General features: G+C 70.0%; 26 protein-coding genes. 12 read left to right on the forward strand and 14 right to left on the reverse strand.

Annotated elements, in window-relative coordinates:
- Window positions 1–24 precede the first annotated feature (24 nt).
- Window positions 25–1170: an Mrp/NBP35 family ATP-binding protein gene (locus ACFVHY_RS11780; protein ID WP_055475030.1), complete on the forward strand. Its 1146-nt coding sequence runs from the start codon at window positions 25–27 to the stop codon at window positions 1168–1170.
- A gap of 4 nt (window positions 1171–1174) precedes the next feature.
- Here ACFVHY_RS11780 and tatB read toward each other — a convergent pair whose 3' ends face one another.
- The 4 genes from tatB to sigE form a co-directional block, all read right to left on the reverse strand.
- A complete protein-coding gene (tatB, locus tag ACFVHY_RS11785) occupies window positions 1175–1654 on the reverse strand; it encodes a Sec-independent protein translocase protein TatB (protein ID WP_247451887.1) in 480 nt (159 codons plus the stop codon).
- Between the two features lie 31 nt (window positions 1655–1685).
- A complete protein-coding gene (locus ACFVHY_RS11790; protein ID WP_390271925.1) occupies window positions 1686–3206 on the reverse strand; it encodes a trypsin-like peptidase domain-containing protein in 1521 nt (506 codons plus the stop codon).
- Window positions 3203–3733 carry a hypothetical protein gene (locus tag ACFVHY_RS11795; protein WP_390271927.1) on the reverse strand — a complete coding sequence of 177 codons (531 nt, stop codon included), beginning with the start codon at window positions 3731–3733 and terminating at the stop codon, window positions 3203–3205. Before ACFVHY_RS11795 ends, ACFVHY_RS11790 begins: the two co-directional genes overlap by 4 nt.
- Before the next feature lie 234 nt (window positions 3734–3967).
- A complete protein-coding gene (sigE, locus tag ACFVHY_RS11800; RefSeq protein WP_055475034.1) occupies window positions 3968–4588 on the reverse strand; it encodes an RNA polymerase sigma factor SigE in 621 nt (206 codons plus the stop codon).
- Window positions 4589–4880: 292 nt separating this feature from the next.
- Here sigE and ACFVHY_RS11805 point away from each other — a divergent pair, with 292 nt between their 5' ends.
- A complete protein-coding gene (locus tag ACFVHY_RS11805; protein ID WP_055475035.1) occupies window positions 4881–5528 on the forward strand; it encodes an O-methyltransferase in 648 nt (215 codons plus the stop codon).
- A gap of 17 nt (window positions 5529–5545) precedes the next feature.
- Here the strand turns inward: ACFVHY_RS11805 and ACFVHY_RS11810 are convergent, their stop codons facing one another.
- The 3 genes from ACFVHY_RS11810 to rfbD are packed head-to-tail and all read right to left on the reverse strand — an operon-like array spanning window position 5546 to window position 8558.
- A complete protein-coding gene (locus ACFVHY_RS11810; RefSeq protein ID WP_055475036.1) occupies window positions 5546–6679 on the reverse strand; it encodes a sugar phosphate nucleotidyltransferase in 1134 nt (377 codons plus the stop codon).
- A 44-nt stretch (window positions 6680–6723) separates the two neighbouring features.
- Window positions 6724–7602, reverse strand: coding sequence for a glycosyltransferase family 2 protein (locus ACFVHY_RS11815; protein WP_390271929.1), 879 nt, complete (start codon window positions 7600–7602; stop codon window positions 6724–6726).
- Between the two features lie 5 nt (window positions 7603–7607).
- Entirely contained in the window at window positions 7608–8558 is a 951-nt protein-coding gene (gene rfbD, locus ACFVHY_RS11820; RefSeq protein ID WP_390271931.1) for a dTDP-4-dehydrorhamnose reductase, read from the reverse strand.
- Between the two features lie 311 nt (window positions 8559–8869).
- Here rfbD and ACFVHY_RS11825 point away from each other — a divergent pair, with 311 nt between their 5' ends.
- From ACFVHY_RS11825 to ACFVHY_RS11840, 4 genes are read left to right on the forward strand one after another with little or no spacing between them, the layout of a single operon-like run.
- Entirely contained in the window at window positions 8870–10807 is a 1938-nt protein-coding gene (locus ACFVHY_RS11825) for an LCP family protein (RefSeq protein WP_390272228.1), read from the forward strand.
- Window positions 10795–11511: a TIGR03089 family protein gene (locus ACFVHY_RS11830; protein WP_390271933.1), complete on the forward strand. Its 717-nt coding sequence runs from the start codon at window positions 10795–10797 to the stop codon at window positions 11509–11511. Before ACFVHY_RS11825 ends, ACFVHY_RS11830 begins: the two co-directional genes overlap by 13 nt.
- Before the next feature lie 40 nt (window positions 11512–11551).
- Complete coding sequence (locus ACFVHY_RS11835; RefSeq protein ID WP_390271935.1) at window positions 11552–11926, forward strand: nitroreductase family deazaflavin-dependent oxidoreductase; 375 nt, start codon at window positions 11552–11554, stop codon at window positions 11924–11926.
- Between the two features lie 4 nt (window positions 11927–11930).
- Window positions 11931–12761, forward strand: coding sequence for a dienelactone hydrolase family protein (locus tag ACFVHY_RS11840; protein ID WP_390271937.1), 831 nt, complete (start codon window positions 11931–11933; stop codon window positions 12759–12761).
- A gap of 12 nt (window positions 12762–12773) precedes the next feature.
- On the opposite strand, the gene purE is transcribed toward ACFVHY_RS11840, so the two are convergent.
- Both purE and ACFVHY_RS11850 read right to left on the reverse strand, forming a co-directional pair.
- Window positions 12774–13286 (reverse strand): 5-(carboxyamino)imidazole ribonucleotide mutase, encoded by a 513-nt coding sequence (gene purE, locus ACFVHY_RS11845; RefSeq protein WP_390271939.1) that lies wholly within the window; start codon window positions 13284–13286, stop codon window positions 12774–12776.
- The gene (locus ACFVHY_RS11850; RefSeq protein ID WP_390272230.1) at window positions 13283–14479 is read right to left on the reverse strand and encodes a 5-(carboxyamino)imidazole ribonucleotide synthase; all 1197 of its coding nucleotides are present in this window, start codon (window positions 14477–14479) and stop codon (window positions 13283–13285) included. Before ACFVHY_RS11850 ends, purE begins: the two co-directional genes overlap by 4 nt.
- A gap of 182 nt (window positions 14480–14661) precedes the next feature.
- On the opposite strand from ACFVHY_RS11850, the gene ACFVHY_RS11855 reads away from it, so the two are divergent.
- Complete coding sequence (locus ACFVHY_RS11855) at window positions 14662–15222, forward strand: GtrA family protein (RefSeq protein WP_390271941.1); 561 nt, start codon at window positions 14662–14664, stop codon at window positions 15220–15222.
- Here the strand turns inward: ACFVHY_RS11855 and ACFVHY_RS11860 are convergent.
- The 3 genes from ACFVHY_RS11860 to ACFVHY_RS11870 are packed head-to-tail and all read right to left on the reverse strand — an operon-like array spanning window position 15194 to window position 17878.
- Window positions 15194–16591: a sensor histidine kinase gene (locus ACFVHY_RS11860; protein WP_390271943.1), complete on the reverse strand. Its 1398-nt coding sequence runs from the start codon at window positions 16589–16591 to the stop codon at window positions 15194–15196. The two genes, ACFVHY_RS11855 and ACFVHY_RS11860, sit on opposite strands and share 29 nt — an antisense overlap.
- Before the next feature lie 7 nt (window positions 16592–16598).
- Window positions 16599–17273, reverse strand: coding sequence for a response regulator transcription factor (locus tag ACFVHY_RS11865; RefSeq protein ID WP_004572230.1), 675 nt, complete (start codon window positions 17271–17273; stop codon window positions 16599–16601).
- Window positions 17270–17878, reverse strand: a complete 609-nt coding sequence (locus tag ACFVHY_RS11870; RefSeq protein WP_390271945.1) for a PH domain-containing protein — start codon at window positions 17876–17878, stop codon at window positions 17270–17272. Before ACFVHY_RS11870 ends, ACFVHY_RS11865 begins: the two co-directional genes overlap by 4 nt.
- Before the next feature lie 156 nt (window positions 17879–18034).
- On the opposite strand from ACFVHY_RS11870, the gene ACFVHY_RS11875 reads away from it, so the two are divergent.
- Entirely contained in the window at window positions 18035–18655 is a 621-nt protein-coding gene (locus ACFVHY_RS11875; RefSeq protein WP_390271947.1) for a hypothetical protein, read from the forward strand.
- A gap of 35 nt (window positions 18656–18690) precedes the next feature.
- Here the strand turns inward: ACFVHY_RS11875 and ACFVHY_RS11880 are convergent, their stop codons facing one another.
- Window positions 18691–19482: a biotin--[acetyl-CoA-carboxylase] ligase gene (locus tag ACFVHY_RS11880; RefSeq protein WP_390271949.1), complete on the reverse strand. Its 792-nt coding sequence runs from the start codon at window positions 19480–19482 to the stop codon at window positions 18691–18693.
- A 158-nt stretch (window positions 19483–19640) separates the two neighbouring features.
- On the opposite strand from ACFVHY_RS11880, the gene ACFVHY_RS11885 reads away from it, so the two are divergent.
- From ACFVHY_RS11885 to ACFVHY_RS11895, 3 genes are read left to right on the forward strand one after another with little or no spacing between them, the layout of a single operon-like run.
- Window positions 19641–21269 (forward strand): acyl-CoA carboxylase subunit beta, encoded by a 1629-nt coding sequence (locus ACFVHY_RS11885; RefSeq protein WP_390271951.1) that lies wholly within the window; start codon window positions 19641–19643, stop codon window positions 21267–21269.
- Window positions 21270–21301: 32 nt separating this feature from the next.
- On the forward strand, window positions 21302–21520 hold the full coding sequence (locus ACFVHY_RS11890) for an acyl-CoA carboxylase subunit epsilon (protein WP_390271953.1): 219 nt from the start codon (window positions 21302–21304) through the stop codon (window positions 21518–21520).
- Between the two features lie 2 nt (window positions 21521–21522).
- Window positions 21523–22191 (forward strand): Maf family protein, encoded by a 669-nt coding sequence (locus ACFVHY_RS11895; RefSeq protein WP_390271955.1) that lies wholly within the window; start codon window positions 21523–21525, stop codon window positions 22189–22191.
- A 136-nt stretch (window positions 22192–22327) separates the two neighbouring features.
- Here ACFVHY_RS11895 and ACFVHY_RS11900 read toward each other — a convergent pair whose 3' ends face one another.
- Window positions 22328–23311: a metalloprotease gene (locus ACFVHY_RS11900; protein ID WP_390271957.1), complete on the reverse strand. Its 984-nt coding sequence runs from the start codon at window positions 23309–23311 to the stop codon at window positions 22328–22330.
- 152 nt (window positions 23312–23463) lie between these two features.
- Between ACFVHY_RS11900 and ACFVHY_RS11905 the strand changes: the two genes are divergently transcribed.
- Window positions 23464–24360: a sulfurtransferase gene (locus ACFVHY_RS11905; RefSeq protein ID WP_390271958.1), complete on the forward strand. Its 897-nt coding sequence runs from the start codon at window positions 23464–23466 to the stop codon at window positions 24358–24360.
- Window positions 24361–24370 lie beyond the last annotated feature (10 nt).

Genomic DNA, 24370 nt, shown 5'->3' on the forward strand with positions numbered 1-24370 from the left:
GGCGCCGCCGGTAGTCTGGGCCAGATGACAACAGGAGTCGCGCCCACGGAATCGGCAGTTCGCGCCGCTCTGGGCAAGGTCAAGGATCCCGAGATCGGCAAGCCCATCACCGACATCGGGATGGTCAAATCGGTCACGATCAACGACGACGCGAGCGTCGATGTCGGGGTGTACCTCACGACGTCGGGATGCCCGATGCGCACCGAGATCTCGCAGCGCGTGGAAACGGCCGTCGCCGACGTCCCGGGTGTCGGCGCGATCCGCGTCGAACTCGACGTCATGGACGACGAGCAGCGCACCGAGCTGCGCAAGAAGCTCCGCGGGGACAAGGCCGAGCCGGTCATCCCGTTCGCCCAGCCCGGCTCACTGACCCGCGTCTACGCCGTCGCGTCGGGTAAGGGCGGCGTCGGCAAGTCGAGCGTGACCGTCAACCTCGCCACGGCGCTCGCCGAACGCGGGCTCACCGTCGGCGTTCTCGACGCCGACATCTACGGCCACTCGGTCCCCCGCATGCTCGGGAGCGACGCCAAACCCACGCAGGTCGAGCGCATGATCATGCCGCCGAGCAACCACGGCGTCCGCTTCATCTCGATCGGACAGTTCACCGACGGCAACACGCCGGTGACCTGGCGCGGTCCCATGCTGCACCGAGCCCTGCAGCAGTTCCTCGCGGACGTCTACTGGGGCGATCTCGACGTCTTGCTCCTCGACCTGCCGCCGGGCACCGGTGACGTCGCGATCTCGATCGCGCAGCTCATCCCGGGCGCGGAGATCCTGGTGGTGACGACACCCCAGCAGGCCGCGGCCGAGGTCGCCGAGCGCGCCGGGGCCATCGCCCTGCAGACGCGGCAGAAGATCCTCGGCGTCGTCGAGAACATGTCGTGGCTGGAACTGCCCGACGGCAGCCGCATGGAACCGTTCGGGTCCGGCGGCGGCGAGCAGGTGGCGCAACGCCTCACGCGCGCGGTGGGCGCCCAGGTCGACCTGCTGGGTCAGGTACCGCTCGAGACGGCCTTACGCGAAGGCGGCGACGCCGGTGTCCCGGTGGTGCTGTCGGCACCCGAATCGGCGTCCGGTTCCGCCCTGCGCGCCATCGCGGGCAAGCTCGCGGCGCGTAAGCGCGGCCTGGCGGGTATGAGTCTGGGACTCGACACCATCCGGAATTCCTGACCGGTCAGGTCGCGTCCCAGTCGGCCGCGGCGGGACGCGACCCCGACCGCGACGGGCGGTCCGACGCCGCGGACCCCGCCGGGCCGGCGGAGTCCTGATTCCCGGTCTCCTGCTTCTCGAACGACAGGGGCGCCGACACGGGCTTGATCTCCGGCGCCGCCGGGGTGGTCTTCCGGTCGACCGTCGTGGCGCTCTCGTTCAGCCGGAACAGTGAATCATCGCCGTCGAGAAGGTGTTTCGTGACGATGGACCGCGGCGTCATACCCCGCAGTTCGTTGAGGTCGGCGAGCGGCTTGCGCAGGTCGTCGAATTCGGGACCCAGCTCGTCCTTCAGCTGATTGCTCGCACCGGTCGCGTAATCACGGACCTTCTTGGCCGACTGCATCGTCCAGGAGACGGCACCGGGGAGACGTTCGGGGCCGAGGATGACGAGGGCCGCGACCACCAGGATCGCTATCTCGCCCCATCCGATGCTGCTGAACATGTGCCTCGTCCTGACCTGTGCGGTGGTGTGGTTAGTCGCTCGCCGGAGTGATGGTACCGCTGAACGTGCGACCCGCCCGCCAGTACTGGAACGGGACCGACTCGCCGATGCTCGCGGTCCGGATCGCGACGTTCAGCTCGTCGGCGCTCTCGATCGGGCGATTGTTGAACGAGGTGATCACGTCGTTCTCCCGGATGCCCGCGCGTTCGGCGGGGCTGCCGGCGACGACGTTGCGGACCTGTGCGCCCAGCACGCGCTCGTTGCGCACCGAACTGGCGTTGACGCCGATCTGCGGGTGGTTCACGCGGCCGTCGCGGATCAGCGCCTCCGCGATGGGCTTGGCCTCGTCGATGGGGATCGCGAACCCGAGCCCGATGTTGCCGCCCCCGGCGCCGAGGCGTCCGGCGGTGTTGATGCCGACCACCTGGGCCTCGCCGTTGACCAGCGGACCGCCCGAGTTGCCCGGGTTGATCGCGGCATCGGTCTGGATGGCGTCGATCACCGCGTCGGTGTCGGACTCCGCGTCGGGCGTCAGCGCCACGGCACGGTCGGTCGCGCTGACGATACCGCTGGTCACGGTTCGATTGAGCCCCAAGGGAGATCCGAAGGCGACCACCTCTTCGCCGATCTGCAGGTCGCCTGAGGTACCGAGTACCGAGACCGTCGGGTTCTCGACGTTGTCGACCTTCAGCACGGCGAGATCGGTCTTGGGATCGCGACCGACGATACGCGCCGGGACCCGCTGACGGTCGAAGAACACGACCTCCAGTTTGGCGCTCTTGTCGTTCGCGGCCATCGAGATGACGTGGTTGTTGGTGAGGATGTAACCCTCTTTGTCGATGACGAATCCCGACCCGGTGGCGTAGGCGCCCGCCGCGCGGACGTCGATGGCGACGACCGACTTCTCCACCGCCCGGGCCACCTCGGCCACGGACGACCGCGGTCCGGCGTCGCCGCCGGTGTCCTCGGTGGACAACTCGACCGTGTCACTGGTGAGCGGCGCGGCCACCTCCGCGGTGTACCGGCCCATCAGCCCGCCGACGAGCCCGATCAGCAACGCGATCACCGCGAGCGTGGCCAGGGCGACCCAGCTCAGGCGATTGCCGAGCAGGATGTCGCGGACACCGAGCTTGGGGCCGATCTCGGTCGGGATGTCCGACGATGCGGACGCCAGCGCGGGTGCGTCCAGCCGCGCCGGACTCTCCGGGTCGCGCCACGGGTCGTCCGGCGCCTGCGGTTGTTCGGTCTGCCCGTAGGTCGCGAGCGGGTCCCGCTGCAGGGTGTCGCTCGATCCGGCCGGCCGGCCGAAGGCCTCGGCGAGCACCGGGTCCGGGGGTGCGATCTGCGGCTCGGGCGGCCGCTTGTCGCCGTCCGAGTTGGCGAACGAGCCGCGCACACCCGACGGGCGGCCGAACACCTGCGCGGTCGACGGCGACACGGGCGAGTGTCGAGTCCGCGACGGCGTCAGACGTTGTGACTCGGGCGGTTCGGCGCGCCGCGCGAACTGTGCGTCACCGGTATCGGGAGAATCGGCGTCGGGGGCCACGGTCACCGGCCCCGGCGACGGAAGGCGCGGCCGCGGGCCGCGGGGATGCCGTCGGTCGGCGCATCGGGCGACACGGTCGGCCCGAACCCTGTCGGGCGGGGTGGCTCGGAGCTCAGATCGATCTCACGCGTGGGGATCTGGGAGAGCTGACCGAGGAGGGAGTCCGGGATCGACACGCGGCCGGACTCGCGGAGTCGCGTGCGGGCCAGCGACTGCGCCTCGACCGCGGTGACGCATTCGGGACACAGCGCCAGATGATGAGCGGCCCGCGCATGCGCGGACATCCCGAGCTCGCCGTCGACGAAGGCGGCGACCGCCTCGGGGGCCAGGTGCTCGGTGGGTGCGAAGCCGCGTCCACCGGCCGTACCCGGCGCGCGGTAGCCGCGGTTGGGCAGGAACGACGAGGGAGCCGGACTCCAGGTGTTCGTATTCCACCTGGCTGGGGTCCAGGAGGACCGCCGGCGACGAAGGTTGGGAGTCGGCGGTTCGACACCGCCACTGCCGGTCGGACGCCCGCGATCGCCGTCCATCATCGTCGTTCACCCCTCTCCACGACGAAACCGCCGCACGATGAATCCTGTGTTGCCACTGGGCTCTGCTGCTGTCTGCCACGGTACCGACCGGCGGCATCCGATGCCGTCCCCCGAACGCGCGGTGTCCGCGGGCTGCGGACTCCGATCGCATCGTGTCCCGTGACACAGGCAACGTCTCAGCGTATCCGAGACTCCCAACGACGCTCGGCGGAGCAGGGTTCCCGGGCAGCGACCTCAGGCGTGCGAGCCGAGCGCGACCGAACGGCTGCTGGTGTGGCCCTGGGCCGCGAGGGCGTCGCGGATGCTCTGCCGACCGCGATGGATGCGGCTGCGGACGGTACCCAGCTTGACACCGAGGGTCGCGGAGATCTCCTCGTAGGACAGGCCCTCGATGTCACACAGCACCACGGCCGCGCGGAAGTCGGGCGCCAGCGAGTCCAGGGCGCGCTGCAGGTCGGGGTCGAGGTTCGTCGCGTCGAAGACCTGCTGCGGATCCGGGGTGTCGGCCGGCACCCGGTCGTACTCCTCGGGCAGGGCTTCCATCCGGATCTTGCTGCGGCGACGGACCATGTCGAGGAACAGATTGGTGGTGATGCGGTGCAACCAGCCCTCGAAGGTGCCGGGACGGTAGTTCGACAAAGAGCGGAAGACCCGGATGAAGGTCTCCTGCGTGAGGTCCTCGGCGTCGTGCTGATTCCCCGACAGACGGTAGGCCAGACGGTAGACGCGGTCGGCGTGTTCGCGGACCAGGTCATCCCAGGACGGCATGAGCAGTTCGTCGCCGGTGGCGTCGAAACCTGCGGTGCCCGCCGGAACGGCGGGCACGGCGTCGGCGGGATCGCGGGGATCGGTCATGGTCGGTGGTCGGTTCCTCTCTCGTGAAACACGCACCCGGTGACCCAAGCACTCACCGAAGACGAACGGATGATTCCGGCTGGGTATTCCCGAGCTGCCAGGGGGTTCACACCGACCTCCCGGGACCTGTCCCAACCGGAACAGCTCTCACCCTCTCCTATCGGAGTGTGGCCGCCGTATGAGGCGCCTGAGTGTTGCCTGAGGATGCATCGGCGGTCTCGCCCCGACCGGATTCGCCCAGGTCTGGCGTGCCGGATCGGGTTCCGCCGCGGGGCCGGACTAACCTCGACGCGTGACCGAGTCAACGCCGTCCACACGCCCCGACCTGATCGCCTACGCCGAGTCGGCCATCGTCGAGGACGACGCCGTCATCGCCGCCCGCGCTCGCGCCGAGGAGCTCGGCGCGACACCGGTCAGCCCGGCGGTCGGCGCGCTGCTGGCTCTGCTGGCCCGCGCGGCCGATGCGCGCGCCGTCGTGGAGATCGGGACCGGCACCGGGGTGAGCGGCCTCTGGCTGCTCAACGGCATGTCGGCCGACGGCGTGCTGACCACGATCGATCCCGAGCCCGAACATCACCGGGCCGCGCGGGCGTCGTTCGCCGGCGCCGACATCGCCCCGGGCCGCACCCGGCTCATCAACGGCACGCCGGTCGAGGTGCTGCCGCGGTTGTCCGACGCGTCCTACGACCTGGTCTTCGTGGACGGACCACTGCTGGACCTGCCCAGGTTCGTGCGCGAGGCCGTCCGGATGTTGCGACCGGGAGGTGTCGTGGTCGTCCACAACGCGACCGCGCACGGAACGGTCGGCGACCCGGCCCGCACCGAACCGCCGACGGCGGCGGCCCGCGAGGCGGCCCTGCTGATCGCCGACGACGAGCAGCTGCTTCCCGTGGTCATCCCGCTCGGGCCCGGCGTGCTCGCCGCCGCGAAGATCCGCTAACGGCCGCCCCGACCGGACTAGACGTCCGTCGAGAACCGGATCCCGTTGTCGGGGATCTCGATTCCCGGCCACACCCGGGCGCCGCGCAGCAACTCGCAGCGGGCGCCGATGTCGGCGCCGTCGCCGATGACCGTGTCCCGGACCAGCGCACGCGGCCCGATGCGGGCACCGAAGCCGATGATCGACCGTTCCACGACCGCGCCGGCCTCGATCACGGCGCCGTCGAAGACGACCGCGCCGTCGAGACGGGCGCGCGGGCCGACCTCGGCGCCACGGCCGACCACCGTGCCGCCGATCAGGAGGGCACCCGGGCCCACTCCCGCGCCTTCGTGAACGAGGGACTCGCCGCGACGGTCCCCCAGGGCGGGCGACGGCGCGATCCCGCGGACGAGGTCGGCCGAGCCGCGGACGAAGTCCTCGGGCGTACCCATGTCCCGCCAGTACGCGTGATCGACGTGTGCATGGACGTGACTGCCCTCGGCGAGCAGCCGGGGGAACACCTCGCGCTCGACCGACACCGGCAGGCCGGCCGGGATGGATTCGATGACCTCGCGCTTGAACACATAGGTGCCGGCATTGATCTGGTCGGTCGGCGGGTCCTGGGTCTTCTCCAGGAACGCGGTGACCCGGCCGTCGGCGTCGGTCGGGACGCAGCCGAACGCGCGTGGGTCGCTGACCCGCACGAGGTGGATGGTGACGTCGGCGTCGGCGGCGCGGTGACTGTCGATGACGTCGCCGACATCGGTGCCGCCGAGGACGTCGCCGTTGAACACCACGATCGTGCTGGCGGTCAGTTCGTCGAGGACGTTGCGGATTCCGCCGCCGGTGCCCAGCGGCTCGTCTTCGGTGACGTAGCGCATGCGCAGACCCAGCTTCGAACCGTCGCCGTAGTACTCGCTGAAGACCTCGGCCTTGAACGAGGTGCTGAGCACGATGTCGCGGATACCGGCCGCCCGGATACGGGACAGCAGATGGGTCAGGAACGGCAGCCCGGCGGTGGGCAGCATCGGTTTCGGCGCGGACAGGGTGAGTGGGCGCAGGCGGGTTCCCTTCCCGCCGACGAGGACGACGGCCTCGACGTCCTCCCTGATGTTGTCCGATCCCCCCACGGACGGTCTTTCCACCGACTCACGCACGGTGTAGTTGTCCACTGGATCGGGTCCTTCCTCGAGGTGACTGGTGTTCACTTCAGCATTCATCGGGAGTTCTCGCTCGCCGACGCGCGTCGCGCCGCGCGCACGGCGAGCCGGGATCGGACCTCCAGGCCGATGCGCAACGCCAGGCGCAGCGGCGCCCGCCACGGTCCCGGATTGCGGTCCGCCTGGAACCGGTAGGCACTACGGTGGTGGGCGGGCAGCATCTTCTCCGGATGCCGGCCGGCGCTGTGCCCCTTGGTGTGCACGACCTCCGCGCTCGGCACATAGACGTTCTGCCACCCGGCCTTGCCGAGGCGGTCGCCGAGATCGACGTCCTCCATGTACATGAAGTAGCGGGCGTCGAAGCCGCCGATGGCGTCGAAGGCCTCGCGCCGCACGAGCAGGCACGAGCCCGACAGCCACCCGACCGGACGTTCCGACGGTGTCTCGTCGTCCGCGCGGTAGGCCGCGGTCCACGGATTGGACTTCCACACCGTGCCGAGGATCGCGTGTCCGGTCCCCGACACGAGGTCGGGAACGCGCCGCGCCGAGGGGTAGATCGAGCCGTCGGGTTCGCGGATGAGCGGACCGAGCGAACCCGCTCGCGGCCAGCGCTGCGCGGCGGCCATCAGCTCGTCGATGGCACCGGGCTTCCATTCGACATCCGGATTGGAGATGAGCACGAACTCGACATCCGGGTCGAGCTCGGCGACACCGCGGTTCATCGCACCGCCGTAGCCGATGTTGCCGCCGGTCCGGACCAGCGTGACCGTGTCGTACTCCAGCTCGGCCCGTTCGGGCGCGCCGTCGTCGGACCCGTTGTCGGCGATGATGACCTGCGGCATGACGTCGGTGACCGCGTCGAGGCTGCGCAGGAAGGTCACGAGGTGATCGCCGGAGAAGTAGGTCACCGTCACCACGGCTGGCTGAACTGGCACGCCGCTCAGGGTAACGAACCGGTGTCGGCGTCCGACGCGGCGATCGCCGCGTGCAGCGCGGGTCGCCACGGCCGGAGCGGGGTGAGGCCGGCGGCCTCCCAGGAGTGGCCGGAGAGCACCGAGAACGCCGGCCGCGGCGCCGGGCGCGGGAACTCGGCGGTCGTCGTGGGCAGGACCCGGTCGGGCTGCGCCCCGACCTCTTCGAAGACCCCGCGGGCGACGTCGAACCAGGTGGCCGTGCCCGAGTTCGTCGCATGCAGCACCGCGCCACAGACCTCGTCGCGCGGGCCCGCGACGACGAGTTCCCAGAGCCCGTCGGCGAGGTCGTAGGAGTAGGTCGGGGACCCGAGCTGGTCGTCGACGACCGACACCGTCTCCCGCGACTGTTCGAGCCGCCGCATCGTGCCGACGAAGTCGCGGCTGTCGGGTCCGCCGGTGTAGACCCATGCCGTCCGCACGACGGTGGCCCGCGGATCCGCCGACAGTGCGGCGCGTTCGCCGTCGAGTTTGGTGCGGCCGTACACGGTCGCGGGCGTTCCGCTCACGTCGTCGGGTTCGTAACCGCTCCGCTCGACCGGCCGGGAACCCTCCGCGGCGGCCCCGGGGAACACGTAGTCGGTCGACACGTGCACGAACCACGCGCCGGCGTCGGCGGTCCGGCGCGCGAGCACCTCGGGTCCGGTGGTGTTGACCCGCCGCGCGCCTTCCGCGTCGGCCTCGGCTCCGTCGACGTCGGTGTAGGCCGCGCAGTTCACCACGATGTCGTCGGGGCCGAGGTCGCCGAGCGCGGCGGCCACCGAGGTCGGGTCGGCGATGTCGACGTCGGCTGAGGTGAGCGGCCGCACGACGACGTCGGGAACCTCGCTCGACCGCGCTTGCAGGGCGGTCCCCAGCTGCCCGCCGGCGCCGACGATGTACACGGTGGGGTTGCTCGGCGTCACACGCATGGGCACCATCGTGCCGGAGTCCGGCGGTACCCACGCGGCGACGCGCTCGCCGGCACACGTGACGACGGCTACTCACGCGACCGGCGTTGCGTTCTCGAATTCGCGAATCACTTCAGTAGCCTGGCGACAGCACACAACAGCCGACCCGCCTTGCACATCAGCATCGACATCCTCAGGCGTAACGCTCGCCGCGGACACCCCGGACCCGATGTGCCGACCTCGAAAGGGACCGCTCACCAGTGGATTCACCATCCGACGGCCCGCGTCGGCGCGCGCAGCCGCGCGGTCCGGCACGGCCGGGTCCGGACGGGCGTCAGCCGATGCCCGGCGATCGGCGCGCTCCGGAGCCCGGTGCGCGCAGGCGCCCGGCCCGGCCCCCGTACGACGGTGGACCAGATGGACGCGAATCCTCGCGGCGCGCCGCACCGCTCCCCGGTGAACCGGGCAATCCCCCACCCCGAGCGCGACGCCAGCCCCCGCCGGACCCGCGACGTCGCGCTGCCGATCCACGCGACCCCCGGCGTCGGCCGGCCGCCGACCCCCGCAACTCCGAACGTCGCGCCCCCGGCGGTCGACGAGCCACGCCAGAAGCCGTGGAACCCACCCCGACCCGGCAGCGCCGCCCAGGCGAGCCGCGGCCCGTCCGGCGCACCTCCGGCGAGATCCACACCCGCCCGGCCCCGGCCGCGAAGCGGACGTCCGAGCGGAAGCCGGGCGAACCGAAGTCCGGCGACCGCCGGAAGCCGGCGAAGACGGCGAAGACGGCGAAACCAGCAACATCGGCTCCGCCGAGCGTCCCCCCCGATGACAGTCGGCGAACGAGTGCCCGCACCCCGGGGGCTGGCTGGGGTCGTGCGCTCATCGCGGTCGCCTCGGTGGCGGTGCTGTTGTGCACCGGATACGCCTGGAACACGATGTCGGATCTGCAGACCCGCATCACCCAGCTCGGCGGACTCGATCTCGGCGGTGGCGCCGAAGACGGGGCCGTCGACATCCTCCTCGTGGGCACCGACTCGCGGACCGACGCCAAGGGCAATCCGCTGTCGCCGGAGGAACTCCGACTCCTGCGGTCGGGAGACGAGGTAGCGACCAACACCGACACCATCCTGCTGATCCGCATCCCCGACGACGGCTCGTCGGCGACCGCGATCTCGATCCCCCGCGACTCGTACGTCGACGTACCCGGTGTCGGCATGAGCAAGATCAACGCCGCCTACGGAACGACGCGCGAAACCGTTCGCGCGCAAGCGGTCACCGATGGCAAGTCGGAGGGCGAGGCCGAGTCCGAGGGCACCCTGGCGGGCCGGAAGGCGTTGGTGGACACCGTCGCCAACCTGACCGGCGTGCAGGTCGACCACTACGCGGAGGTGGGCCTGCTGGGGTTCGTGCTGTTGACGAACGCGGCCGGCGGCATCGACGTCTGCCTGAACAACGCGGTCCGGGATCCCTTCACCGGCGCGCGGTTCCGCGCCGGCCGTCAGACTCTCGACGGGCCCAAGGCGCTCAGCTTCGTGCGCCAGCGCCACGGCCTCCCCCGCGGCGATCTCGACCGCATCACCCGCCAGCAGGCGTTCATGGCGTCGCTCACGCAGAAGATCATCTCGGCGAACACCCTGACCGATCCGGGCAAGCTGTCGGAGCTGCAGGACGCGGTGTCGCGGTCGGTGGTCATCGACGACGACTGGGACATCATCCGGTTCGCGGAGCAGCTGAAAGACCTCAGCGGCGGCCGGGTGAAGTTCGCGACCATCCCGATCGTGACCGAGCAGGGCTGGAGCGAGGACGGTCAGCAGAGCGTCGTCCAGGTGGACCCGCGCGAGGTCCAGACGTTCACCGACGACCTGCTGGCCCCGAAGCAGTCGCAGGGGGTGCAGCGCGGCGACTACATGGTCGACGTGGTCAACGCCGGCACCATCGACGGGCTCGCCTCGAACGTCGCGAACATCCTGACCAACAAGGGTTTCCGGGTCGGAGCCACCTCCAGCGGCAAGGCCGACACGAAGGACTCGATCGTGTACGCCAAGGACGAGAGCGACGCCGCTCGGCTTCTCGCCAAGGATCTCGGCGGCGCCGAGGTCGTCGCCGATCCCGCCCTCGGCGACGATCAGCTGAAGGTGGTGCTCACCAACACCTACGCCGGTCCGGGCTCGATCAGCGACACCGGCGACCAGACCGACAACACCCCGGCGAGCGAGCGCGTCGGCAACAAGCGCCCGCCGATCACCGCGGGCAACGAGGGGCCGATGTGCGTGAACTGACTCCGAACACTGTCACCGACGCGATCTTCGCCGCGGTCGCGGATCATTCGCGTCCGCTGCTGACCTACTACGACGATTCCACAGGTGAGCGCACCGAACTGTCGGGCGCCACGCTGGGCAACTGGGCGGCGAAGACCGCGAACTATCTGGTCGACGAGATCGGCATCATCGACGGCGCCTTCGTCGGGGTCGACCTGCCCGAGCACTGGCAGACGGCCGGCATCGTGTTGGGCGCGCTCTGGGCGGGCGCCGAGGTGCATTTCGACACCCCCGACGACGGGATGGTCCTGTTCACCAGCCGCGACCGCCTCGACAGTTATCCCGACGTCGACGAGGTCGTGGTCGCATCGCTCGATCCGTTCGCGTTGCCGCTGCGCGATCTGCCGCCCGGTGTCGGTGACTACGGCAGCGTCGTCCGGGTCCACGGAGATCAGTACTCGTCCCGCTACCCGGTATCGGCAACTCTCGAGGGCGCCCCCATCGACGAGGTGCTCGACGACGCCCGGGCGACGGCCGAGCGCGAGGGAATCGGACCGGGCGCCCGCGTGGTGTCCACCCGGCCGTGGTATTCGGGCGACCGGGTGATCGCTCACCTCCTGGCACCTCTGCTGGCGGGCGGCAGCCTCGTCCACGTCTCCGCGGCCACCCCGGAACGGGTCGCGGCCATCGCCGAGATGGAGAAGGCCACGCTGGTCCTGTCGTGAACCCCCGGCGGGCTCGCCGCCGATCGGGCACAGTGGGGACATGCGAATCCCCCGCGCGGTGGCCCGGCTGAACAAGCGAGTGACCAACCCCATCCAGCGACAATGGGCGCCCCGACTGGCTCCGTACGCGATGGTCGAGCACGTCGGACGCAAGTCGGGCAGGCACTACTCCATCCCGGTGATGGCGTGGGTCGACGGCGATCGGCTCACCATCATCCTCACGTACGGGCGGCACACCGACTGGGTCCGCAACGTGCAGGCCGCCGGGACCTTCGGCCTGATCCGCAAGAACCGGCACTACCGGGTGACCGGTCCGCGGGTGGTGCCGTCGGACTCGCCGGACATCGCCCGAGGTGCCCGCATCCCGGCGCGACTGTTCGACTCCGCACTCCTCGGCACAGTGCACGCGGCGTGATCTGATGGCCGACGACCCGCTCGACGACTTCGACGCCGAGGACGTGACCCTGTACGGGACCACCCGCCGGGTGCATCGCCTCGGCAGCGGTCCCGCCGTCATCGTCATCGCCGAGATGCCGGGGATCAGCCCCAAGGTCGCCGACGTCGCGCGCCGGGTGGCCGGGGCGGGCGCCACCGCGGTGCTGCCGTCGCTGTTCGGCGTCGACGGTCGTGATCCTCGCCCGGACACCCTCGGCGCGGTCGGCTCGGCGACGAACATGCTCGGCACCATCGCCCGGGCCTGCATCACCCGCGAGTTCACGATCCTGGCCACCGGCAAGACGTCACCGGTCGCGTCGTGGCTGCGGGCGCTGGCCGCCCGCGAACACGACCGGTGCGGCGGCCCCGGGGTCGGTGCCGTCGGGATGTGTTTCACCGGCGGGTTCGCACTCGCGATGGCCACCGACGAGCGGATGCTCGCCCCGGTGCTGTCCCAGCCCTCACTGCCGTTCGCGGTGTTGCCGGGACGCGCGCGGGCCATCGACGTGAGCGAGTCGGATCTCGCTCTCGTGCAAGCGCGGTGCGCACGCGGCCTGGAGGTGATGGGTCTACGTTTCCAGGGCGACCGCCTCGTGCCGGGAGCCCGATTCGCGTACCTGCGGGAGCTCCTCGGCGACGCCTTCATCGGCATCGAACTACCCGACGAGTCCGCGAACCCGGATTCGATGCTGCCGCGGCCACATTCGGTGCTCACCGAGGACCTCCGCGACGAGCCCGGGCAGCCGACCCGCGAGGCCTACGATCGGGTCATCGACTTCTTCACCGCGAAACTCGGCCTGCAGCCGACGATCTGATCGACGGAAGACCTACTCCCCCAACAGTTCCTGCTGGAGCGCCGCGTCCTTGTCGAGAACCATCTGTTCGAGCCCCTGCTGGAACTCGACCATCCGGGCGCGCAGGTCGGAGTCGGCGGCGGCGAGGATCCGGACCGCGAGCAGCCCGGCGTTGCGGGCACCCCCGACCGACACCGTGGCCACCGGGACCCCGGCGGGCATCTGCACGATCGACAGCAGCGAATCCAGTCCGTCGAGATGCCGCAGCGGGACCGGTACCCCGATCACCGGTAGCGGGGTCGCCGACGCGACCATGCCCGGAAGATGCGCGGCGCCACCGGCTCCCGCGATGATCACCTCGATGCCGTGGCCCGCCGCGCCGGCCGCGTAGTCGAGCATGCGCTGCGGCGTGCGGTGAGCCGAGACGACGCCCACCTGGAACGGCACGTCGAACTCGGCGAGCGCCTCGGCGGCCGCCTTCATCGTCGGCCAGTCCGAATCACTGCCCATGATCAGGCCCACCCGCGGGCCGTGCGTCTCACTCATGAATGTTCATCCCATCCGTCGGTCCACGTCGCCCGCGACATCCACTGGGCCGCGCGTTCGGCACGCTCCCGTACCGACTCCGGCGAATCCCCTTCGCGCCCGACGATGTTCACATGCCCGATCTTGCGATCGGATCGCTCGCCCTTGCCGTAGAGATGCACCTTGGCCTCGGGCATCCGGGCCATGAGGTGGTGCAGCCGCTCGTCCATCGACATCGCCGGCGCGTCCGCCGCACCGAGGATGTTGGCCATCACCGTAAGAGGCGCACTCGGTGCCGTGCTGCCCAGCGGGTAGTCGAGGACGGCGCGCAGGTGCTGCTCGAACTGCGAGGTCACCGCGCCGTCCATCGTCCAGTGCCCGCTGTTGTGCGGACGCATCGCCAGCTCGTTGACGACCAGCTCGCCGTCGACGGTCTCGAAGAGTTCCATCGCCATGACACCGACCACGCCGAGCTCGTCGGCCAGCCGCAACGCCATCTGCTGTGCGTGCGCGGCGACCTCGTCGTCGAGCCCGGGAGCCGGTGCCAGGACGACCGCGCACTGCCCGTTGCGCTGGATGGTCTCGACCACCGGCCACGCCCCACCCTGGCCGAACGGCGACCGCGCGATCATCGCCGACAGCTCTCGTCGCATCGGCACCTTCTGTTCGGCGAGCAGCGCCGGTGCGTCGTCGGGGTACTCGTCGAAGACCGCGAGAGCGTCGTCCGCGCCGTCGACGAGCCACACCCCGCGGCCGTCGTAACCGCCGCGGACCGCCTTGACGACGATGGCCCAGTCGTTGGCCTCACCGAACTCGATCAGACGAGACCGGGCCGCGGCCCGGTCCCCGGACAGGTCGGCGAAGTCGGGCACGGGCAGGCCGAGTTCGGCCAGCCGGACCCGCATGGCGAGCTTGTCCTGCGCGAAATGCAGCGCCTTCGACGGCGGCAGCACCGCGACGCCGTCGGCTTCGAGTGCCTGCAGGTGCGCCAGCGGGACACCCTCGTGGTCGAAGGTCACCGCGACCGACCCGGACGCGGCGCGTCGCAGATCGTCGAGGTCGTCGTGCGACCCCAGGACGATGTCGGCGCTCACCTGGGCGGCCGGATCGGATTCCGAGGCCGCCAGTACCCGCAGGCACTGACCCAGCGCGATGGCGGCCTGGTGGGTCATCCGAGCGAGCTGACCACCGCCGATCATCGTCACGGTCGGCATCCCCGACGCCCGGCCGCCCGGGCGCCCCGATTCAGGGACCGGCGGCACCTGCGACGACGGGGACACGGCACCGCCGACCTGCTCGCGTGAATTCACGCGCACCATCGTGGCATGTACGCGGCATCATTCGCACAACCGCCCGGCACGTGTCCCGGCGGTTTCGTTTCGTACACTCGGATCTTGTGCCATTGATCGACGAGATGATCGCCCGCCTCCCAGCGCCGGTCCGTCGGCTCGTGATGCGGCACCACGAACTGATCAAGTTCGCGATGGTCGGCGGGACCACCTTCGTCTTCGACCTCGCCATCTTCTACAGCCTGAGCCTCACGGTCCTGGAGACCAAGCCGGTCATCGCCAAGGTCATCGCCGGCGTCCTGGCCACCATCCTGAGCTACATCCTCAATCGCGAGTGGGCGTTCAAGAACCGCGGCGGCCGCGAACGTCACCACGAGGCGATGCTGTTCTTCGCCATCAGCGGGATCGGCGTCATCCTCCAGGCCGCCCCGCTGTTCGTCGCCAACAACATCTTCGACATGCGCTCCAACCTGAGCGTGTCCGAGATCGTGGTCATCGACTTCGTGCTCGGCTACGTCATCGGCAACCTCATGCAGATGGCGTTCCGGTTCTGGGCACTGCGCAAGTTCGCCTTCCCCGAAGAACAGTTGCGCGGCGGCGACGCCGGATCGACCGACCTGCACCCCTCGCTCGCCGAGCTCAACGATGAGGAACTCGGTCACGCCTGACGCCCGATCGCGGGGACCGGCCGGAGTTCTCGTCGATCTCGTCGGCGAGTTCGGAGTCGCCCCGGTCGGTGCCGAGCTGATCGCGTCCGGTGACCAGCCGCGCGGGCACGACGATCGCGAACACCGGCGGTCGCCGGACGGTCAGTTCGAGTCGGCCACCGTCGGATTCGATCAATGCCCGCGCGAGTGACAGGCCGACCCCGCTCCGGCCCGCGCCGGGCCGTCGCCCGGCCGAGAAACCCCGACGGAAGATGTGCGCGGCGATCTCGTCGGCGACCCCGTCACCCTCGTCGGCGACGGTGATGCGCACCAGGTCCCCCGCGGGCAGGGTGCCGACGTGGATCCGGCAGGTCCCGCGGCCGTGCTGCAGGGCGTTGTCCACCAGCACACTGACCGCCTCGCGGAGACGACCCGGGTTCGCGGTCAGCGCGTGCGGGACGCCGTCGAAGGTCGCCAGCAGTTCGCGGCCCCTCGCCTCGAAGGCATGCCGGAAATCCCCGACCAGCGTCGTCAGCATGTCCGACACGTCGACGAACTCGGGCGCGGGTTCGTCGGCCCGGGACGCCTCGACCAGCTCGTCGAGTTCGGCGGCGAGCCGCTCGATCTGATCGAGGGCGGCCTCGGCCTCGGTGACGACCGCGGGATCGTCGTGCAGGGAGAGTTCCTCCAGGCGCAGCTGGATCGCGGTGAGGCGGCTGCGCAACTGGTGGGAGGCGTCACCGGCGACCTCTCGCTCGCGCTCGAGGCGCAGCGCGAGTTCGGCGTTCGCGTCGGCCAGTGCACGCGACACCCGATCGAGTTCGGCGATGCCGTACATCTTCCACTGGGTCCGGAAGTCGCCCCGGCCCATGGTCGCGGCCCGATCGGCGAGATCGGTCAGCGGATCGACGATCCGACCCGCGGTGACCGCGGCGACCAGCGTGCCGCCGATGACGGACGCGACGACGATGACGGCCACGATCGAGGCGGCGGTGAACTGGTCGTTGCGCACCTCGTCGCGCGGGATGGACAGGGTCAGCGTCCCGGCCGCGCCGAGCGCGATGGACTCCGAGAGTCGGGGCTCGCTGATGTCCGCCCCGACCACCGTGCGCTGCAGGGTGCCGGTGGGGTCGGGAAAGGTGACGATCAGGCTGCCGTTCGGCGGCAGCAGCAACCGGAACGCCTCGCGGTCGAGGGACTCCGGCGGGATCCGGCCGTCGGCCCCCTCCTGCCGGATCAGCTGGTCTGCGACGACCTTCAGCCGGTTGTCGAGGTCCTGATGCGCGTTGTCGGCGACCCACCACCACGCGACGACACTCAGCGGGATGCCCAGCAGCCCGCCGACCGCCAGCAGGACGGCGATCATGGTCGTGAGCAGGCGGCGGCGCATGGGCGGGCTAGGGGTCGAACCGGAATCCGACGCCGCGCACGGTCACGATGTGGCGGGGACGGTCGTGGCGGTCGTCGCCGATCTTCCGGCGCAGCCACGAGATGTGCATGTCCAGGGTCTTCGACGACCGCAGGTCGGCCGAACCCCACACCTCGGTGAGGATCTCCTCGCGCGTCACCACCTCGCCCGCGCGTTCCATGAGGAACCGCAGCAGGTCGAATTCGCGGTTGGCCAGGGTGAGGTCGTGTCCGTTCACCAAGACCCGGCGCGCCCGCGCGTCCAGGCGCAGGGCACCGCCCTCGAGGACGACGTCGCCGGGCTGGCGACGCCGCAGGAGGGCGCGCACCCGCGCCAGCAGCTCGGCCAGGCGGAACGGCTTGCCGACGTAGTCGTCGGCGCCGGCGTCGAGGCCGACCACGAAATCCACCTCGTCGGTGCGTGCGGTCAGCATCAGCACCGCGAGCGCGGGACGCTGGGCCCGAACCCGCCGGCACACCTCCAGGCCGTCGAGCACCGGTAGCCCGAGGTCGAGGATGAGCAGCTCATAGCGGGTGTCGAGGGCCTTCTCCAGGGCATCGGCCCCCGTCGAGACCACCTCGCAGCCGTAACCCTCACGCGACAGCGCCCGCGCGAGCGGTTCGGCGATCGCGGCGTCGTCCTCGGCGAGCAGCACGGTCGTCATCGGTCGCGGCCCCCCCGGTTCTCCGCCCGGTCACCGGGGTGCGCGGGACCGTCAGCGGCCTGGTCGTAGGAATCGCGCCGGTGCCCGTCCCACGGATGATCTTCGTCGTCGTGGACGTCGAGCACCTCGTGGTACAGCAGCGCGTGCACCCTCTCCACCTGCGGGATGTCGTCGAAGGACAGCGGTTCGTCGGAGGCCGATTCGATGACCAGCGTGCCGGTGCGCAGCATCCGGTCGACGAGGCCGTGCCGGAACTCGACGGTGTTGATCCGGCGGATCGGGATGTCGATGCCCGATCGGGTGATGATTCCGTTGCGGAACATCACCCGCCGGTCGGTGAGCACGAAATGCGTTGTCTTCCAGGCCATCAGCGGGCGGACGAAGTACCAGCCGAAGCCGATGGCCCAGACCGCCGCGACCGCGATGAGCAGCACGGTCTGCGGTGTCGACCGCAACCCCGACGACGTGATGACGCCGAGGAGTACGCCGGCGGCGGCGGTGAGGAGCCCGAACAACAGGAACGGCCCGAGCAGGCATTTCCAGTGCGGGTGCCGATGGAGGACGACGCGTTCCCCCGACGCCAGGTTCTCCCGCGGATAGGCCATGCGGCTCAGCATAAACGGCCGGGTGCCGCAGTAGACTGCCAATGACGCCGACCGCCGCCGTCCTCGTGCTGTGAGCATGCCAGGGCCCTGACACCAGATCCGACCGACACCAGATCCGACCATCGGCTCCCACGACCGGTCGGGGAGGAGAACGCCATGAGCTACCAGGATCCCCGCGACCCGCGGACCGCGCGCTACGAGTCCGGTTACACACCCGAGTCGCGTGCCTACAGCAGCCAGAACGACCCGTATGCGCGCGATCCGTACGCGGCCGATCCTTATGCGGGAGATCCGTACGGGGGTCAGAGCGGCTACGGCCGGCCGGGCCAGCCCGCCAAGCCCCGTCGTGGCCCGGACATCAATCCCGTCACGTTCGCCGGCGGTGTGGTCATGACCGGCGTGGTGACCGGCCTCGCGGCATGGCTCGTCGCCTGGATCATCTCCGCGTTCGTGGAGAAGGTGAACGAGTCGGGCAAGTTCGGCGTGTGGAACCCGGTCGCCGCCAGCGAGCTCTGGTTCGGCGTCGTCGGCTTCCTGTGCGCGCTTGCCGCGGGTGCGCTCTGGTACGTGCTGCACCTGGTCACGCCGTCACCCGATCAGTTCTACCGGTGGATCGTCGGCCTGCTGCTGGTGGCGGCCGTGCTGATCCCGATCCTGACCTACAACCAGATCTCGGTGGGCATCGAGACCGCGATCGTGCACCTGGTGATCGGTCTGCCCTCGCTGACGATCATCCCGGCGATGGCCGGCAAGAGCGTGCAGCGCCTCGCCGGCTGAGCCGGCGAGAAGCGGAGCGACGAGCCGAGTCGAAGTCACTCCGGCCGCAGGTGGGTGACGTCCCCCGCGGCGGCCACCACCTGCTCACCGTCGGCGACGACGACGATCCGGCCGGAGGAGTCGACACCGGTCGCGGTGCCGACGACCTCACGATCGCCGGGCAGGACCAGCCGTACGCGGCGGCCGATGGTGTCGCTGTCGTCGCGGTACCTCGCCGCGAGCCCGTCCAGGTCGTGCGGCCACAGGTCGAGCAGCTCGGAGAGCGCCCGCAGGTACGACGCGGCGAGCTCGGTCAGCGGGACGTCGCGGCCGGTGGCGAGCCGGAGCGAGGTGGCGGTCGGGACCGGCAGCTGCTCCTCCGCCATCGTGGTGTTGAGCCCGGTGCCGATCACCGCCACGCCTCCCGGGCCACCTGCGGCATGCTCGCTGCGGGTGTATTCCGAGAGGATGCCCGCGACCTTCTTGCCGTCGATCAGCACGTCGTTCGGCCATTTGAGCGTCGGACGGATCCCCATCGCGTCATCGACACCCTGCACCGCGGCGAGTCCGGCCAGCAGCGACAGCCAGCCCAGGTCCTCGGTGTGGTCGGCGACGTCGAGCGCGGCCGACATGGCCAGCTGCGTGCCGGCCGGCGCGGTCCAGGTGCGGGCGTGGCGGCCACGTCCGGCGGTCTGGTCGGTGGTGATCCGCACGGTGCCCCCGACGGATTCGCCGGCGGCGCGCGACACGAGGTCGGCGTTGGTCGAACCGGTCGCCTCGACCACCTCGATCCGGTGCCAGCGGGTGCCGGTGAGACGGGTGCGGAGCAGATCGGCGTCGAGACTCATACCTGACGAAACTACTGGCCGCCGCCTCTGCACAAACGGATACCACCGGTTTCCCGGTCGACCCGGCTGCCCACCGACCGATCGCTCGTAAACCTGAGGGATATCTCACGTTGATCCGGTTGACGTGGCTCACACTCGGGTAGTTAGCATCGTCAGTCATGACCACTGCTTCGCGCGACGACGCCGCCGCTCCCGACATCCACACGACGGCGGGAAAGCTCGCCGATCTGCGCAATCGTCTCGAGGAGACCAAGCATCCGGTCGGTGAGGCCGCCGTCGAGAAGACCCACGCCAAGGGCAAGCTCACCGCGCGGGAACGGATCACCCACCTGCTCGACGAGGGTTCCTTCGTCGAACTCGACGCCCTCGCCCGGCACCGCAGCACCAACTTCGGACTCGCCGAGCGCCGCCCGCTCGGTGACGGCGTCGTCTCGGGTTACGGCACCATCGACGGTCGCGAGGTCTGCGTCTTCTCGCAGGATTCGACGGTTTTCGGCGGCAGCCTCGGCGAGGTCTACGGCGAGAAGATCGTCAAGGTCATGGACCTCGCGATCAAGACCGGTCGCCCCCTGATCGGTATCAACGACGGCGCCGGCGCCCGCATCCAGGAGGGCGTGGTCTCGCTCGGCCTCTACGGCGAGATCTTCCACCGCAACGTGCGTGCTTCCGGTGTCATCCCGCAGATCTCGCTGATCATGGGCGCCGCGGCCGGCGGTCACGTGTACTCCCCCGCGCTCACCGATTTCGTGGTCATGGTCGACCAGACCAGCCAGATGTTCATCACCGGCCCGGACGTCATCAAGACGGTCACGGGCGAAGAGGTGACGATGGAGGAGCTCGGCGGTGCGCACACGCACATGTCGAAGTCGGGCACCGCGCACTACGTCGCCTCCGACGAAGAGGACGCCCTGGAGTACGTCAAGGAACTCCTGAGCTACCTGCCGAGCAACAACCGCGCCGATGCCCCGCGTCTGCCCGTCGCGCAGCCGGCCGCCGGTTCCATCGAGGACACCCTCACCGAAGAAGACCTCGAGCTCGACTCGCTGATCCCGGATTCGCCGAACCAGCCCTACGACATGCACGAGGTCATCCGTCGCATCCTCGACGACGACGAGTTCCTCGAGGTCCAGGCGGAGTACGCGACCAACATCATCATCGGCTACGGCCGGGTGGACGGTCGCAGCGTCGGCATCGTCGCCAACCAGCCGACGCAGTTCGCCGGCTGCCTCGACATCGACGCCTCGGAGAAGGCTGCCCGGTTCGTGCGGACCTGCGACGCCTTCAACATCCCCATCGTCACCCTGGTCGACGTCCCGGGCTTCCTCCCCGGTACCGATCAGGAGTACCGCGGCATCATCCGTCGCGGCGCGAAGCTGCTCTACGCCTACGGCGAGGCGACGGTCGGCAAGATCACCGTCATCACCCGGAAGGCCTACGGCGGCGCGTACGACGTCATGGGCTCCAAGCACATGGGTGCCGACGTGAACCTGGCGTGGCCCACCGCCCAGATCGCCGTCATGGGCGCCTCGGGTGCGGTCGGGTTCGTCTACCGCAGCCAGCTCAAGGACGCGGCCGCCAAGGGCGAGGACGTCGACGCACTGCGTCTGCAGCTGCAGGAGGAGTACGAGGACACCCTCGTCAACCCGTATGTCGCGGCCGCCCGCGGATACGTGGACGCGGTGATTCCGCCGAGCCACACCCGCGGTCAGATCGCCACCGCGCTCAAGCTGCTCGAGCGCAAGATGGTCAACCTGCCGCCCAAGAAGCACGGCAACATCCCCCTGTGACACCAGCGGTCAGTTCCGAGAGCGAGAATTCCGTGAGCGAAGACTCCACCAAGTCCGAGCGTCCGTTCCTGACGGTCGTCGGCGGCAATCCGACCGACGAGGACCTCGCCGTGCTGGTGACCGTCCTCGCGGGCGCGGGTTCGGGTGGCGGCGCCGCCGAACCCGAGACCCGCGACAACTGGGGCCATCCGATCGACCGGCTGCGTCCCCAGTGGGGCGGCCCGGGAAGCTACACCAACCTGCGCTACTGAGCGTGACTCCCACATCCGAGATCGGGCCGGGTCCGACCGGCCCGATCTTCGTACTCGGGTCGGCTTCCCCGGCCCGGCTTCGCATCCTGCGGGCGGCAGGCGTCGAGCCGGTCGTGCGGGTGTCGGATGTCGACGAGGATGAGCTCCTCGCCGCACTCCCCGATTCCACGCCGGCCGATGTGGTGGTCGCCGAACTCGCCCGCGCGAAGGCGGAAGCCGTTGCGGCACTTCCGGAGATCGCCGAACTCGCCGGGTCCGGCAGCCCCGTGGCCGTCATCGGCTGCGACTCGATGCTCCATCTCGGCGGCCGGCTCCTCGGCAAACCCCACACCCCCGAACGAGCCGTCGCGCAGTGGTCGGACATGCGCGGTCGCAGCGCCGACCTGCTGACCGGTCACCACCTGATCCGCGTCGACCGGCCCGCGACCGCCGGCGGGACGAGCTCCACCACGATCCATTTCGCCGACGCCGACGACCACGTCGTCGAGCGGTATGTCGCCAGCGGTGAACCCCTGCAGGTGGCCGGCGCCTTCACCCTCGACGGTCTGGGTGGCTGGCTGGTCGAGCGCATCGAGGGCGACCCGTCGTCGGTCATCGGTATCGGCCTGCCGCTGGTCCGCACCCTCCTACGGGACGTGGGCCTGTCGGTCACCGACTTCTGGCGCCACTGACCACGGCTCCCTGCGGTGAGGCATCAATCCCCTCCGCTCCCTGAGCTGAGGAGCGCCCGGAGCTTGCGGAGGGCGCGTCAACCCCCTCCGCTCCCTGAGGAGCGCCCGGAGCTTGCGGAGGGCGCGTCACGAAGGGTCACTCCACCTCGAAGAACTCCGGCCAGTACCGCTCGATGCAGTCGACCGGCTGACCCTGGCGGTTGAACTGCGGGCCGGTCAGTCCGACCGTCAACGCCACCGCACGTTCGCGCGCCGAGCCGTGTCCGGAGGCGCCACCGGTGTCGCCGATGATCGGCAGCAGTGTCGCGACCTGCAGGATCTCCCGCGCGCCGAGCGCATCACGCTGGTAGGCGGTTGCACCCCAGTTCGCGGCCAGGCAGTCGGCGATGAGCTCGCTGTTCTTGCCGGCCGGGAGACGGCTGTCGGGGATGTCGAACGCCTCGGCCATCCGGAACACGACGTTGTGGCCGTATTCGTGCGCGACCACGATCGCCGCGGTGAAGTCGCCGACGATCGGCGACGGCACCCCGAAGACGTTGCCGTCCCAGATGGCCGCGAAGGTGTCGACCGGGAGCACGATGCTGCCCTCGGTCGGGGTGCCCTCCCCGTTCGGTTCGGTGTCCACTCCACAGAAGAACGCGTTGGCCTCGTCGGACGGGATCGGTACCGGGTTCGAATCCTCGTCGCCGGCAATGCACTCCGTGGCGAAGGAGCTGCCGGACTCGATCAGCACGCGTCCCGGTGCCGGGTCGCCCCAACCCAGTTCGTCGAACCACCCACCCCATGTCTGGTCGAGGTCGTCGAGGAGCGTGGTGAGGTAGTCGGGCACCGCGGTGTCCACGTTGGCCGGGGTGACCCCGCTGGTCATGAGTTCCGCGGTCGGCGTCGGCAACTCCGGGCAGTCGTCGGGCCGGCACTGCGCCGCGTCGGCGTCGCCGGTCGGGTCCGCTGAGCGCGACGGCGTCGGACTCGGTGCGCTCCTCGTCGACGCGGACGACGGACGGGACTCCCCGGAATCCTCGGACGGGATGAGTGCGCATCCGCTTCCGACTGTCAGTGTCACCACGGCGGCCAGAGCGACCGCCCACCGCATCGCGAGGGGCCCGCGTCGATCGATCATTCGGCGAACGTAGCAGGCGGGACCCGCTTCACCTGGGGTTTGTCGTCTGATCGAAGCACGGTCCGGCCGATGCCCTACGCTTTATCAGCGGGACCGCAGATGGTCCGCGCGTGATCCACGCGGAACGTCCGAACAGCGAGCTGGAGAGCACCGTGAGCGTTGACACCGACCCGAATCCGGCCTTCGCCGACTACGCCCACCCCGAGCGGCTGGTGACGACCCAGTGGCTGTCGGCGCATCTCGGCGCCAAAGGACTCAAGATCATCGAGTCCGACGAGGATGTGCTGCTGTACGACATCGGCCACATCCCGACCGCTCAGAAGATCGACTGGCACCTTCATCTCAACGACCCGGTCACGCGCGACTACATCAACGGCGAGCAGTTCGCGGAACTGATGCGCAGCAAGGGAATCGAACGCGACGACACCGTCGTGGTCTACGGCGACAAGAGCAACTGGTGGGCCGCCTACGCGCTGTGGGTCTTCACCTTGTTCGGCCACGAGGACGTCCGCCTGCTCGACGGTGGCCGCGACGCCTGGATGGCCGAAGACCGTGACACCTCCTTCGACGTCCCCGATTACCCGCGGTCGGACTACCCGGTGGTCGAGCGCGACGACGCCAAGATCCGCGCGTTCGCGCCGCAGGTCCTGGAGGCCCTGGGCACCGAGCCCCTCGTCGACGTCCGTTCCCCGCAGGAGTACACCGGCGAGCGCACGCACATGCCGGACTACCCGGAGGAGGGCGCGCTGCGCGGCGGGCACATCCCGACCGCCATCTCGATCCCGTGGGCGAAGTCCGCTGCCCCCGACGGGCGTTTCCGCAGCCGCGCCGAACTCGACGAGATCTACGCCGGGCTCGACCCGAAGACACCCACGATCGCCTACTGCCGCATCGGTGAGCGGTCGAGCCACACCTGGTTCGTGCTGACACATCTGCTGGGGCACACCGCGGTCCGCAACTACGACGGATCGTGGACCGAGTGGGGCAACACGGTGCGCGTGCCGATCGCCGTCGGCGAGGAGCCGGGCGCCGTTCCCGGCACCGAGTGAACCCGACCGC

The organism is Gordonia sp. NPDC127522 (assembly GCF_042672305.1).
Taxonomy (GTDB): domain Bacteria; phylum Actinomycetota; class Actinomycetes; order Mycobacteriales; family Mycobacteriaceae; genus Gordonia; species Gordonia hongkongensis.

Bases quoted from the DNA above. Each gene is read 5' to 3' on its own strand.
- ACFVHY_RS11780 (WP_055475030.1), top strand. From the start codon at position 25: ATGACAACAGGAGTCGCGCCCACGGAATCGGCAGTTCGCGCCGCTCTG.
- tatB (WP_247451887.1), bottom strand. From the start codon at position 1,654: ATGTTCAGCAGCATCGGATGGGGCGAGATAGCGATCCTGGTGGTCGCG.
- ACFVHY_RS11795 (WP_390271927.1), bottom strand. From the start codon at position 3,733: ATGATGGACGGCGATCGCGGGCGTCCGACCGGCAGTGGCGGTGTCGAA.
- sigE (WP_055475034.1), bottom strand. From the start codon at position 4,588: ATGACCGATCCCCGCGATCCCGCCGACGCCGTGCCCGCCGTTCCGGCG.
- rfbD (WP_390271931.1), bottom strand. From the start codon at position 8,558: ATGGTGCCCATGCGTGTGACGCCGAGCAACCCCACCGTGTACATCGTC.
- ACFVHY_RS11825 (WP_390272228.1), top strand. From the start codon at position 8,870: ATGCCCGGCGATCGGCGCGCTCCGGAGCCCGGTGCGCGCAGGCGCCCG.
- ACFVHY_RS11835 (WP_390271935.1), top strand. From the start codon at position 11,552: ATGCGAATCCCCCGCGCGGTGGCCCGGCTGAACAAGCGAGTGACCAAC.
- ACFVHY_RS11840 (WP_390271937.1), top strand. From the start codon at position 11,931: ATGGCCGACGACCCGCTCGACGACTTCGACGCCGAGGACGTGACCCTG.
- purE (WP_390271939.1), bottom strand. From the start codon at position 13,286: ATGAGTGAGACGCACGGCCCGCGGGTGGGCCTGATCATGGGCAGTGAT.
- ACFVHY_RS11850 (WP_390272230.1), bottom strand. From the start codon at position 14,479: ATGCCGACCGTGACGATGATCGGCGGTGGTCAGCTCGCTCGGATGACC.
- ACFVHY_RS11860 (WP_390271943.1), bottom strand. From the start codon at position 16,591: ATGCGCCGCCGCCTGCTCACGACCATGATCGCCGTCCTGCTGGCGGTC.
- ACFVHY_RS11865 (WP_004572230.1), bottom strand. From the start codon at position 17,273: ATGACGACCGTGCTGCTCGCCGAGGACGACGCCGCGATCGCCGAACCG.
- ACFVHY_RS11870 (WP_390271945.1), bottom strand. From the start codon at position 17,878: ATGGCCTATCCGCGGGAGAACCTGGCGTCGGGGGAACGCGTCGTCCTC.
- ACFVHY_RS11875 (WP_390271947.1), top strand. From the start codon at position 18,035: ATGAGCTACCAGGATCCCCGCGACCCGCGGACCGCGCGCTACGAGTCC.
- ACFVHY_RS11880 (WP_390271949.1), bottom strand. From the start codon at position 19,482: ATGAGTCTCGACGCCGATCTGCTCCGCACCCGTCTCACCGGCACCCGC.
- ACFVHY_RS11885 (WP_390271951.1), top strand. From the start codon at position 19,641: ATGACCACTGCTTCGCGCGACGACGCCGCCGCTCCCGACATCCACACG.
- ACFVHY_RS11900 (WP_390271957.1), bottom strand. From the start codon at position 23,311: ATGATCGATCGACGCGGGCCCCTCGCGATGCGGTGGGCGGTCGCTCTG.